This is a genomic window from Bacillus cereus group sp. BfR-BA-01349, assembly GCF_022663795.1.
Lineage (GTDB): Bacteria > Bacillota > Bacilli > Bacillales > Bacillaceae_G > Bacillus_A > Bacillus_A cereus.
The window spans coordinates 135491-149237 of sequence record NZ_JAKUGE010000005.1 but is presented as its reverse complement, the minus strand read 5'-3'; the positions used below and the strand labels follow the sequence as shown (position 1 = coordinate 149237).

The following is a 13747-nucleotide window of genomic DNA, read 5'->3' as shown; positions in this document are numbered from 1 at the left end:
AGATGATAGATATAGGAATGCACCACATCATTTCATGGAACACAGCGAGAACCAATCGTATGATGCTATAAGATATAACGAATATGAGAGTGGATTGAATAATTCGATGGGACATAGTGCATATGAAAATTTATCGCATGAGTCTGTCGAAGATGATAGATATAGGAATGCGCCACATCATTTCATGGAACACAGCGAGAACCAATCGTATGATGCTATAAGATATAACGAATATGAGAGTGAATCGAATAGTTCGATGGGTTGCCAAGGTACGTATGATTCGCTATCGCATGAGTTTGTCGAAGATGATAGATATAGGAATGCACCACATCATTTCATGGAACACAGCGAGAACCAATCGTATGATGCTATAAGATATAACGAATATGAGAGTAGATTGAATAATTCGATGGGACATAGTGCATATGAGAATCTATCGCATGAGTCTGTCGAAGATGGTAGATATAGGAATACACCACACCATTCCATGGAACACAGCGAGAACCAATCGTATGATGCTATAAGATATAACGAATATGAGAGTGGATCGAATAGTTCGATGGGTTGCCAAGATACGTATGATTCGCCATCGCATGAGTCTGTAGAAGATTAGAGAATAACGCATAATCTCAAAAAAGAATAAAGTTAATAGAAAGAAGTATAAAGAGGAATTGGAATTTACGCTACGCATAATGTATGGGGGGGAATGAGATATTCAGGGTGTATCAACGACTAATCTGAAATGTTAAAAAACTATACAATAATCAGATATGCAAGTGGAATTTGGCCGCCATAGCGATACGATCCTACAGTATTGTGATTGTATTAAAGGTCTAAAAGTATTTACTTTATTTTATCAATTTTTATTTTGAAGAAGATTTTATTTGTTAAGGAGGAAATGAAAATGGCAATCTATGATGTAGCAGCAGATTTATTTAATCTTTGTACGGAGTATGCAATAAAGCACTATGATGCGAATCCGTATTCATTTCATGGCGCTACTATATATGACCGATCGGTATTAAATAGTGAAGTGAAACCAGATAAAGTGGAATTTGATGTAATACCAAATTTAACAAACACAGTGATTAATACTATAACAAATGATACTAATGTTGAACAATCTGTGAGTACGAAGCTTTCCACTAAAACAGTTGAAACTACATCAATTACGACTACGGAAGGATACAAGGTTGGATCAAGTATTAAAAACACGTTAACATTTAAAGCCGGTGGTATTTTTTCTATCGGTGGTGTTGAACATTCGTTTGAAGTTTCGGTAAGTGGAGAGTACAATCATAGTTCTTCAGAAACTAAAACAAATACTAAGGAGAAACTGTGGGAATATACAGCTCCAATTAAAGTGCCTCCTCAAACAAAGGTTGAGGGGAAAATACAAATTTATTCTGGTTCTATTCCAGTACCGGTTACTTTAAAAAGTACAGTTTGGGGATTAGGACAGAGTCCAAACGGCCAATTAAAAAATGCATTGACTAGTCTATATTATAAAGATAATAGAGGGAAAGAGTGGGTAGATACTTATCAGGTGGCTCTCCTGTATACATTGAGAGGTGAATGGTCAGGGTATAAACCAATTTATGTTGGTTCGGATGGTAGTGGGGTGAAACTCCAAGGTAAGGCTACCGTGGATATAGACTTGGGATTATACGCAGTGGTCACTTTCAAGGAAGAGCCATTACCGGGTAATCAGAACATGAAAAATGGACGTACGTATTCTAAAATTATATTTCGTGATGGGCGTATTATGGATATTAATTGTGATTCTCATCTTCCGAATGCTACAGATGCGGGGTATCATTATAACTCTTCAGCCCCGTCAAATAACCCTAGCTGGATGAATGGTATTCCGGGAGCTACTAAACTTAGTGAGCTATCCATTCCTGGTACACATGGATCTATTGCTGTGCGTGGAGGCGGACCAATCATTGATGATATTGCTAGGAATCAAAGAATGAGTATTGCAACTCAATTACAAGCAGGAATTCGCTATTTGGATATTAGAGCAAGACGTACAGGCTCTTCTTTTGCCATGCATCATGGATCTGTTTATCAAAACTTGATGTTTGGAGATGTGCTAAATCAAATACAGACATTTTTTAGAACGAATCCTCGGGAAACAGTGTTGATGAGGTTAAAAGAAGAACATAATCCTGAATCGGGCTCGCAATCTTTTGAAGATATTTTCAAAAGGTATAAGAATGATTATGGTAATTTATTCTGGAACTACACGTCTTCAAATCCGACGTTAGATGAAGTGAGAGGGAAAATTGTTTTGATACAAAATTTTTCTGCTTCTCAAAATTATGGGATTCAGTATGGATCCTTAAATATTCAAGATCAATATGCTATAAAGGGCTATACGCCTGATGCCATGTATGGGAAGTGGCTAGCGGTAAAAACCCATTTAAGTAATGCTGATAATAGTAATAGATCTCAAATGTATTTAAATTACTTAAGTGGTACTGGTGATGGAGCAGAAGTAGTTACAAAAGGAACGTACCCGTGGTTTGTTGCAAGTGGTTATATGGATAGAGATGGTTCTAAAGGTGCGAAAATGATTACGGAACATCGAACAGAAAGATGGCCAGACTTTCCTCGAGGGTATTATGGTCAGGTGTTTTATGGAGGAATGAATATTTTAACTGCCCAATTTATTTCAAGATTAAATTTATCCCATACTGGAATTGTGGCAGCAGATTTTCCAGGAGGTCCTTTAATTAATAATGTAATAAGATTAAATAACCGTCTATCTGCAGGGGATATTAGATATATTCGAGTAGAAGGAGCAAGATTGAAAATTGGTTTTCAAGGAAATACTTTTCTTCAAAATACGTATGTTATCTCGAGAAATGGTAAGTATATTGCCCATGTGGAAAAAGGAAAACCGTACTATTCGAGTTTAGCTACGACGGATTTTGGTTATGAGCTTACGAACAGTGCTTTATTATTTACAGATGATAAAATTGAAGTGCACCTTGATAAAAATGGCCAAAGAACATTACTGCAAAGTCAAGTGATTCGAGTAGAAGGTCAAGAAGGAGAAGTACAAGTACCAAATCAAACGTTTATCATAAAATCTAAATTACCAGGAGCCACTAACAAAGCGGTCGATTTAGCTATTGATTCAGGTTATAATTATAATGTACATTTATGGAGTTATAATGACCAGCTAAATGCTGAATGGTATTTTGAATATAAATCGGATAAAAAGGCTTATGTTATTTGGAATAGTGCGCGACCAGGTCGTGTTATGGCATGGAATGATTACAATGGTTCTTGGAATGTCTTTGGCACGCCATTTGTGGCTGACAACGAAGAACATTATTGGAAAGTAAGACGAACAAGAGAGGGATATGCATCTCTTGTTAATTTGAAAAAGAGAGATGGAAATGAAGTTGTGTTGGATGTAGCATATGGTGGTACGGCGGATGGTACATCTATTAATGTATATTATTCTTATCCAGGTGAGTTAAATCAGGCGTTTAGATTAATTGAGCGAGCGAAAAATGAGAGAGCATCTATTTCGTCGTATTATGTACCGCAATCGGGGCAAAAAAATCGATCTAGTAACAATTTTTCTTTAAATGGAATAGCAGCAGGGTCAAGAGTCCGAGTAGAAATTCATGGTGATGGTGAATCAGTACTTTCATTTAGGATTATGAGGGATAAATCAGGCGATACCGACCCAACGATTTGGTCAAATGTTAAGCACGGTACGGTTCTTACAATTCCTGCAAATACACAACTGGGAAGTCTATATATTGCAAATCCAAATCCGAATAATTATAATGGCTATGGTCGTAATCGATCTTTTAGAGTGGTATTTTATACATTGCCGAATCAATAAAAGAAATTTAATATTGAATACTATGTATTGGAATTTATGGGTTGATACTAATTTGAGGTAGTGTGCATAGGGGGATTTCCTACGTAGTATTAAATCATTGCTCAGACATCTTTTAAATTCTATTGAATGGAAACAATAAAAAATGATAGAAAATAGCCCTTTACCTGCCTATTTTGATTAGGTGAAGGGCTATTTTTCATGTTGTGGCATCTTTAATCCCGCGAAATCGAGTATATCGATAGCCGTATAGTTCTTTGGTGTCCGCAAATCTTTTTTCTATAGTCGAAGGTGTACTTTATACAGTCTTTTTTTCTGCAGTTTTTAGCATTTTATATTTCTTTCATATATGATGCGTGATAACTTTTAGTTTTCTGAAAAACAAATTTTACGAAGTGGATACATAGCGCAGTTTTTTGGATTTGAGATATCTTTCGCGCTTCGTGGTACTTATACGAGTTTTTTAGTAAGGGCATAGTGTTGCTTACTTGGTTTTAATTTTTTTCATGTACTTCACGACTGTCAAGAACTGCAGTATCTAGTTTATCTGATGGTGTTGCCAAACTCATACATATTTAAAAATAAATGCATAAAAAAATCTGTTTTTCTGGAAAATGATAGTGCAAAATCTATCTCCAGAAAGGACGGATTTACTAGTATGATAACCCATTTCAATCAAATTCAATTCATTTTACACATTTTATTTGCATAGGTAGGCAGTTTAACACGTGGAGGCGGAACGCCTCAAACTGAGTGTCCACCTATATGTAGAAAAGCATTATTAAAGTACTTTTTCTTAAAAACAGTTAATTAAATGGATTCCTTACGAAAATTAAGTCGTTTTTTATATCAATACCCTTTATTCCGAGAGTTTTGTGGTATGTTTTTTTGAGAGTTATGTACACGTTAATATCGTAATATATTGATAAATAAAAAGGTATTTTAGAATGATTTGGAATCACATCTGAAAGAGAAAATCCTAAAAACGCATACTAAGCGATATATGGTTTGATTTATTTTTTTAGCTAACGTTATAAGTAAACCTCATGAAATTAAAATAAAACAATATAATGAATTGACGGAAAATCATGATTTCCACAGTAATACGGATGCAGTTTTTATTATGAAAATTCAAAACCAATTATCGCTTCAATTGTATGAAGAAAATGGTTTTGCGAAACCAATTCTTATACAGAAAATGAGACTTTCTTTATAGCCTGCACGTAGTAGCAAAACATCGCTATTATTCTTATAAATGCCTTGTTTCAAAGGGTTAAGTAGTGGAAAGGGAATTTGCTAAAAAAATTGTTGCTGTGGATAAAAAAGTTAAGAGAGTTGCTTAAATGATTCATAATAATGCAAAGAAAGGGGATCTTTAGTGGTTATCACCAAATTAATTTCTTGTAAGGTTTATAATTAAATATAATAATAATTAATTATATTTAATATATATGTAACTATATTTTATTTTATAGGAAAAATTATTGAAAATATAGACTTTAAATAATTTTTGATGAAAAGTAATATAGTAAATGAAAGATTGAGGTATATCCTAATATAAAAAGATAACAGCATAGGGGAGATTTAAATGAAGTTTGCAAAGAAAATAGTATTAACTTTTGGGCTAAGTTCGACAATTCTGTTTACAACCGTAGTATCAGAGGCTTCGGCTGCATACGATTATAATTCGGGTGGAAAAACATATTCGTGTAGTACGGTCAAGACTATGAGTGTGTCTCAGGTTCAAGAAGCGGCTAGACAGGTGCAAAAGGCTTCTAATTATACAAATGGGGCAACACTTATAGCAGGATGGTTTAATAAGTATGTGGGTACTGGTATGGGAGTTTTTGCACTGGGACTTGGAACTAGTGCATCGAAGTGGGGAAATGCAGCTGCAGCTGGAAAAAAAGCGCGTCAGGATCATTGTGTAATGAAAAAACCATCTTATAATGGATACAATGGTCCTTATTCAATTGCAAGGTATTTGTTTTATTAATAAGTGAGGTGCTAGTATGCGAAACTGCTTATATAAAGGTGTGTTGTTTTTTTTGTATTGTATGTTAGGTGGTTATATATGGTTTATTTCAGAGATTAATAATGGTTTGAAATTATTCCTATTTGTCATTTTAATATTCTCTGTAGCACCGCTAAAAAAATTTTTAAAAAATTGAAGATGATTAATAAGAAAATATAGTAAGCTCCAGTAGGTAAAAGGCTCTTTATCTACTGGAGTGTTTTAATTTTGGAGTTACATATTTGATGAATGAAGTTCTGGAAATAAGCACATGTATTGTAAAATTGGGGATGTTGTAAATAGTGCCATTTTGAAAAAAAGTAGGAATAAATCAGCCAACTAATCTGTATGTGTAATGTATGAGGGGAGAGATAATATATATTGAATATGTATTAGTTACTGTAAGGAAAGTTGGATCAAGTGGATTAAAGAATTACAAAGTATTAGTATTTTAAGAGGATTGTTAACATGGATGAAGTATTATAGCGGTGTATAGTTTTTGTAATATTAGACGAATGGATAAGGAAATCATTAGTTTTATTTATAGGTTCGATATCATGTGAACTATTGTTATGCTGTTTAATATGGTAGGATTAAACAAAATGTAAAATATTTAGGGGGAGTTTGAAGGAAAGAGGATTTGTGTTTTACGCTTTTATTATAGTTAACATAAAAATGGTTTGTTAGAAGCAAAAAGCTCTTTATGCATGGCTATATATATGCATGAAGAGCTTTGAATTATCTGTTATTATTTTCTTATTATAATACAAAAGTTTAGTCCGCAGAAATGAGTTTAAATCCTTTCCTGTTTGTATAGTCTAGTCCTTTAAGCCATTTTTTGTTTTTCTTCTGTATATATCCCAAATGTCTGTTTTTCCTCTTTAATCCAGCTTCAGTGATTTTAAGTAGTCCAGCCCCAAAATTATCGTCTAGAAGCCATATGGTTGCTTTTTCTTTTTTATCAAGATAAACCCATCCTTTCCTTGATAATGTAAGGTAATTATAACCTGACCAATGACCGCCATTTAGGCGGATTTTACATGTTATAGGGTATTCTTCATCTTCGAATTCAAAAATGAATGAAGATCCACGATTATTAACTTCCCGTACATAATCATACCTCATATAAACCTCACAACCTAATCCTAGTCCTGTGTGAGTATCAACAATATAATACGGTTTATTTGGTTTTAAATCCATAGTAGTCATCCTTTCTCTATGAAAATGAATACAAACATGTCTACATATCCATTATATTAATACGTGAATCCTTTTTAATGCATTTGTTTAATAGATATGAATTATTTTTGTAAATTTGAAGGTGTTATAAAATTCATAAATTTACAAAAATGAATGAATTAGAAAGTATGGCATTTGGAACTTTTTGCGCCATATACCATTGTTTCTCTAGATACAACGGTATATTTTTTTATATTTCTTAGGTCTGGATGTATAAGATATAGAGAAATAATACCTCAGTAAGGACAGAGGTAGCTACTTAATGACTTATTCGATTCTCACATGTAATTAACATATGTAGAGGTTAAGTAATTGGTGCTTATTCAAAATTTTTTAGACAGAGTATAAATGGTTTTAGTACGAACTTTCTTACTAGCAAATTAGCTGATTGGGTATGGCGCATTAAATAGGAAAGTAATTTGAGGGAGACAAATAATCCGGTTTATGAGTAGAACAGTCTATGGTCGACAATTTTAATTGGCTATAGTTCAGTTGGTATAGGAAGACAATATGTTTGTAAGAGAGGTTTTCAAAAAATTATCGATTCATAGTAATACCCCATGCCCATCAACTTAAGGGTGAAAACACCCTGAGCTTTCGGCTCATCGGATCAAAATATTCCTAAAATACAAGCATACTCTTAAAAATACGCATCCCAAATAAACCCTAACGGGTTTCATTTTTTAAATTATGCAACTTTTTTGTTTTTTCAATCCATTATACTCATAGACAACACCCATGATATCAAAGACAGTCTTCTTCCATAGGGGGTGGAACAGGCGGATTAGGATCTTTGTTATTTCGTGGGTGTTTCTCTGTATGGCTTGATACAAAAGAGATAGATAATCCTGAATCATACCAATCGCTTTATATTCACTTAACTCTTTTTTCTTCTTTTGTAAAAGAAGTTGACGCATTTTAAACATTGTAGAGGAAAATAGCGATTAGCTTTCCATATAGTTGGCACTCTAATCGCTCCTGTTTTACATTACGATAATGGTCTATTTTGAAGAGTGATTTCCATGTTTTAAAGACAATCTCTATTTGCCAACGTAAAGTATAATAACTCATGTACCTGTTCCAGCGGAACTCATTCCCAAGGTATATTCGTCACGTACACGTTTAATCCCGCTATCATTTTACTTTTCTTTGAGTACGTTCTATTTTTAGATTTTTCTTTTTCCGCGATCTTTGCTCGTCGTTTTTGAAGTTGCTTATCTGTTAATCGATTAAAAATAACGCGTGCAAACAGTTGTTGTTTATCGCCAATATACGCATGTTTTAATTCAAATGTTTTTCTAGGCTGTAGTTGTTTCAAAATCTGTTTCACATCGATTTGTATGTATTCCGATTGTTTCTTTATTGCACCGTTTTTAAAGTATTCGGGGTTTGGATTTTTCACATATACATTCGTATTTAGTTTTAAACGAGAAATATAGTATGTACCTCGTTGATCCATTTGATCTAAGTCCTCCAATGAAAAATAACCCAAATCACGAATACATAAATCTCTTGGTCGTAAGGTATCTAAACACTCCGTACCAAATGTTTTATCATGGGTCCCACTTGGAATTTAAGAAATTGCCCACTATGTAAATCATATTCTAATTGATGTTCCAGTTTTTCTTGACCAGGTCATACGACTGAGGATTGCCTCCGGATTTTTATCAATAGATTCTATAAATTGATAGATTGAATCCATCAAATGATCCATCGTTTCATGATAACAATTTGCTAATACATTTTCTTTCATTACCTTCCATACACGTTCAATCATATTTAAGTTCGGGGAATATGGAGGTAAAAACAGCAAAGTCAGACGGCGGTTATTTTCTCGCAAAAAAGATTTCATTAGCTTAGCATGATGATACCTTGCGTTATCTAACACAAGGTATCATCATGCTTATTTTTATATTCTTTTAACACATATGAGGGTGTTGCAAAACTAAAATAAATATGCAATGTTAGGAATCAGAAAAACTAGCTGATGAACATGTAGAGAATAGTGTTTTTGATCGTACCGATGCAGGCTGTTTCAGCACTTAACCTATGCATTTACTAAAAGGTTGTTCAGTTTTTTTTAAAGATGTTTTGTGAAAAATAAGGAAATCCACGACGAAGTTTACTCTTGATTTGATCACCAACCTGTGGATTGGTGGCATTCATGGGAAATTAACATCTCTTGTTGTAGAGTAAATAGGAACTTTTTATCTCCTTGTGCCGCGACGGTTACGCGTAGAGTTTTTTAAACGTGATGGAGAGAGTTATACAAGTTACTCTGTAAGGCTGTGTGCTGTCAATAAGAACACAAGCAATAAACGTAAGTTCATGTCTTGAAAAGAGTTTGTGTGAATCAACGAAATGTCATTTTGTCTAATTCAGTTACCTATTCGTGAGAAGATAGAAACATGAGGTATAATAGACAGATAAATCACCAAGTTTATGAAATACAGAATATTGATGTAATTCCCAAAAATAATTCGTTAGAAAGAGTATATATCTGGAATTAGTTTTAACGGTACTGATACATTCACTATCACAAATTCAGGACTTTATGTTTTGAATGTTACACTAAATTATACCCCAGCAACAGGAAGGGATACAGTGTTTGCGGTATCGTTGAATACTACGGAACCGATTGTGGCACCTGCATCAAATGCTGGTACAGTTGGCCCTATTTCAATTATTAGGGTAGCAATGTATACTTCTGGTGCGGCAATACAAATTCGTAATCGATCAACTGGGCAAGTATCTTTAAAAAATGGAAATGATCCTACAGGAGTTGAATTGCTTAATAGCGCGGGCCATTTAGTTCTTTACCGAATTGCAGATGGACCACTACCATAATGTGTTATTTCATTGTAAAAAATATGGGGGGTATAATGAATAAAGGTGAAAATATAATAGTATAAATTTGTGATCAAATCATACAAAATTAGTAGTTTTATTTTGATTTACGTTGTTGTTCGTTATTTTTGGAATTCTGTTTATAAATCAGTGGCTTACTTATAAAGATGTGAGCCATTGTGGTTTGATTGTAAATAGTATATGTCTTTTAGGATAACGGATTTTGAATGTGTATAAAATTTATAAGATGGATTGTTTTTGATCAAAATAAAAGCAGGAATAATTTGAAAATGAAAGAATATAAATATGTAAACTTAAATGTTCAAAGCTAATAAGGAGAATGGTTGAAAAATGGATTGTAATAAAAATCAAGATGAGAATGTAGGAATTGCTATAACAAGAGATAATTGTAGTTGCAATGAAACCAATGAAGTTATAATGGATACTGAAGTACCTAGTAATCAAAATACACATGCATCTAAAAATGTGTGGGATAAAAATCAAGATGAGAATGTAGGAGTTGCTATAACAAGAGATAATTGTAGTTGCAATGAAACCAATGAAGTTGTAATGGATACTGAAGTACCTAGTGTTCAAAATACACATGCGTCTAAAAATGTGTGGGATAAATCTTTGAATGAGGTACAGAATCATTGGAATCAATGGACTAATAATAATCCGCCTATATATGTATCGTCAGTAGCAGGGATAGTGGGATCATTGCTATTAAAAGCAGTTGCAGGTCAAGTTGGTAAAAAGCTTTTGAAGAGTTTAAATAATTTATTATTTCCTGCTAATGAAGCGGGCGTTATTACGATGGAAGAAATTTTAAGGGCAGTAGAGGAGATGATTGATCAAAAATTAAGTGAACAAGTTTATAATGATGCTGTTTTAGAACTAAATGGTTTGAAAAGAAACATACAAACATTTTTTGAAGATATTAATAATCTTCAAAACCGTGTTATTGTAGATCAGCTAGAAGAGGAAGATACCCCGAAAGGAATTATTGATTCTATTAATACGTTAAACCAATTCTTTGTAAATAGAATTGAAAAGTTTAAGCATCCAACTTACAAAGTTGTATTACTTCCTTTGTTTGCACAAGTTGCTAACCTTCATATAGGTTTTTTAAAGGATGTCATTGATAATGCGCAAGAATGGGGGCTTAGTTCAAATAGTGTAAAATTATACACAAATAGATTTTTAGATGCTATTAGTAGTTATTCTAACTATTGTATTACGACATTTCAACTTGACTTCCAAGGGAAATTTTCTAAGAAATTTCATGAAGTATTATCCTATCGAAACTTTATGATATTGAATGTATTAGACTATACGGGGTTATGGTCAATGCTGCGTTTTGATAATCTAGTAATAGCGACAAGTAAACATTTATATGCTGTTGGTCATAATAGAAGTAACGAAAGATACAATCCACAATTTAATTATGGTGCGTGGCCTAACTTTAATAGAATATTCCAAGGTTTCCCTAATAGGGAATTAAATTCGATCAATGTTAAAAGTAACCATTTTCATCAGTATTATTACAGTAATCCAGTTGGCATTGATATGATATCGGAAACGATATGTAATATTTCTAGTAATTATTCCGGTGGGAAATCAATAAGAGTTGGCTATGAATGCACTGGTCCTCAGTCTGGACCAGGAGTAACTTGGTTTCACCGAACAAAGGAGCTTTCAGATATTAGAAATTTAGAGTTGCATAGTGCGGCACTAAATGTAAATTATTCATCGAGGAATACTGGTTATACGTCTTATCTTCGTGATTTAAGGAATCTAAGATTAAGAAATGCTTCTAGTGAATATAATTTAATAGATGGTTCCGGTTATCCAGAGTGGACAGAGTTTCCAGATTTTAAAATTAGGAATATTATTGGTCTTAAGAGTGACATGGCAGCTCCTGACACAAATATTATTGATGGACCTGCAAATCAGTATAATGGTACAGGAGATCTGGCAACTAGTGTTGTATCTTTTCAACGTAGAGATTGGAATCCATACTCTTTGGATAATGGTACTATTCAGCATGCTATACATTTAGGATATGGATTTGATGGTGTAGCCATATCTCCATTAGAATATTCTAGTACCTTTAATGTAGGTGGTAGAAGTAGGTTTGTTATTCATGAAAGGCATGGGAATCCAGGAGATGCACTTGTTATCCCTAAAACCAATGGTGGTTATTCACATGGTTTCTATTATAAGCTGTATAATCCGTATGGTTATACTGAGAAAGTTGAGGTATTTATAAAAGTATCAGCGATAACGCCTACAACATTAAAATGTTATCTAAATGGATGGGGGGTTGTGAGAGAGATATCTACAAATTCTAATAATGATGGTATAGTAGATAATGGTCAAAAATCAAAAATTTTAAAGGTGCTTTCAAATTATGATTTACCTGCAAATCAGTCAACACTAGCTGTATATAATGGAGGAACTGGAGATATGCATATTGAAAGCATCATTATAATTAAATCAGGTAAACGATTTATTTCAAGACTATAATGAATTATTTAAATTTACATCTATACAATTAAGATAAGAAGGGCCGATTCATGGGGGAGGATTCACAATGAATCGGCCTTTTTTAGTTCAACAAATAACCATTTTAAAATTTGCTCGGTTATTCCCGTGTCTTGATTTTAACTTTCTTTTTTGGGGAAGAGAAGTTGATGCATATTAAAATTCTTAGAGGAACATGCGGATAGCTTTCAGTATAATTGGTCTTTTTATCGTAGTTGCTGTACTTGATAGTAATGATCTTTATAATACTCTTTTGAGAATTTTTTAGGTATACAGGGAAATTGCAGATAAGTGGAAGGGAATTTGTTAAATTTTAAACTCACACATACATATAGTTAATATTGATACGCAAGGACGTATTTATTTTTTAGTGAAAAAAGTTATGATAAATTAACAGTTACAAGTGGGGGAGGAAGATGGATCCTTTAATTGGAATGATTGTATCCTCGCACTTATTTAGCTTATAAGAACCAGTAAAAGCGGTAAAGGTAGATTTGCTTCAATCTGGACATGGATGTGGGGCGTCTATGCTTTTATAACCAAGTATACGATCCACATTAATTATTTTTGAAATACTCAAAGAACCTAGACCGGATAATAGAAAGTGAGGTGTTTTAGAAGGGGTGGGTATTCTTCCTTTGTGTGGAGTGGTTTTGCTTAGAAGTAGATAAATCCCTTTGAAAATCTCTTATTTGATTGATGAAAGAGTTTGGGGAGATACAGGGATTATGGACCTTTACGTGGAGTATGCACAATGCTACTTGTAAACATTGGGAATTCAAATCCTCAATTTTAGAAGCGTCTAGTCGTGGAGGTATCGTGATTGAAAAACAAAATGGTATTTCATTATTATAAATATTGTAATGGTTTAGATCTGGTTTGGATATATTCTGTTTTTGATTAGTCATTTTAAACAATACTATCCGTGATAGATTCTTATCTGCTTTTTTGAAAGTAAGTTAGGGTCTTACATTTTTATGTTGTATGCTTGTTTATATTTATTCGTTACAACGTAACAGTTGTACATATTTGCTTAATTTCTAAACTTAGAAGTGTTCCCTTAATTGAGAGGGATGGAAGGATGTGCACTGATTTTCTCTGTGAAATTGATAATTGTATTTATTTCAAAGAAAAGGAGCGTATTAAAAAAATGAATTGTAAGTGTTTAAAATAAATATCAAAGTACTCACCATGATAGTAAAAGCTATCTACTTGTATGACGAATAAGTTTCTTG

7 protein-coding genes and 2 pseudogenes are annotated in these 13747 nt (G+C 33.2%); 6 read left to right on the top strand and 3 right to left on the bottom strand.

Annotated features, from left to right (window positions below):
- From MR169_RS05135 to MR169_RS05115, 4 genes and pseudogenes are all read left to right on the top strand, one after another.
- On the top strand, nucleotides 1-613 hold a 613-nt coding region (locus MR169_RS05135), incomplete at its 5' end, for a hypothetical protein (protein WP_242319068.1).
- Nucleotides 614-904: 291 nt separating this feature from the next.
- Nucleotides 905-3868, top strand: coding sequence for a phosphatidylinositol-specific phospholipase C domain-containing protein (locus tag MR169_RS28260; protein ID WP_277999128.1), 2964 nt, complete (start codon nucleotides 905-907; stop codon nucleotides 3866-3868).
- 655 nt (nucleotides 3869-4523) lie between these two features.
- A pseudogene (locus tag MR169_RS05120) lies at nucleotides 4524-4754 on the top strand (ISNCY family transposase); the annotation flags it as partial.
- A gap of 699 nt (nucleotides 4755-5453) precedes the next feature.
- Complete coding sequence (locus MR169_RS05115) at nucleotides 5454-5861, top strand: hypothetical protein (RefSeq protein ID WP_242319067.1); 408 nt, start codon at nucleotides 5454-5456, stop codon at nucleotides 5859-5861.
- A gap of 792 nt (nucleotides 5862-6653) precedes the next feature.
- Here MR169_RS05115 and MR169_RS05110 read toward each other — a convergent pair.
- The 3 genes and pseudogenes from MR169_RS05110 to MR169_RS28180 form a co-directional block, all read right to left on the bottom strand.
- The gene (locus MR169_RS05110) at nucleotides 6654-7079 is read right to left on the bottom strand and encodes a hypothetical protein (RefSeq protein WP_242319066.1); all 426 of its coding nucleotides are present in this window, start codon (nucleotides 7077-7079) and stop codon (nucleotides 6654-6656) included.
- Nucleotides 7080-7801: 722 nt separating this feature from the next.
- A pseudogene (locus MR169_RS28185) lies at nucleotides 7802-8729 on the bottom strand (IS4 family transposase); the annotation flags it as partial.
- On the bottom strand, nucleotides 8716-9006 hold the full coding sequence (locus tag MR169_RS28180) for a transposase (RefSeq protein WP_347408018.1): 291 nt from the start codon (nucleotides 9004-9006) through the stop codon (nucleotides 8716-8718). The pseudogene MR169_RS28185 and the gene MR169_RS28180, both read right to left, overlap by 14 nt.
- Nucleotides 9007-9677: 671 nt before the next feature.
- On the opposite strand from MR169_RS28180, the gene MR169_RS05095 reads away from it, so the two are divergent.
- Together MR169_RS05095 and MR169_RS05090 are read left to right on the top strand one after the other, a co-directional pair.
- Nucleotides 9678-9965 (top strand): hypothetical protein, encoded by a 288-nt coding sequence (locus MR169_RS05095; protein WP_242319065.1) that lies wholly within the window; start codon nucleotides 9678-9680, stop codon nucleotides 9963-9965.
- Nucleotides 9966-10316: 351 nt separating this feature from the next.
- Nucleotides 10317-12494 (top strand): insecticidal delta-endotoxin Cry8Ea1 family protein, encoded by a 2178-nt coding sequence (locus MR169_RS05090; protein WP_242319064.1) that lies wholly within the window; start codon nucleotides 10317-10319, stop codon nucleotides 12492-12494.
- Nucleotides 12495-13747 lie beyond the last annotated feature (1253 nt).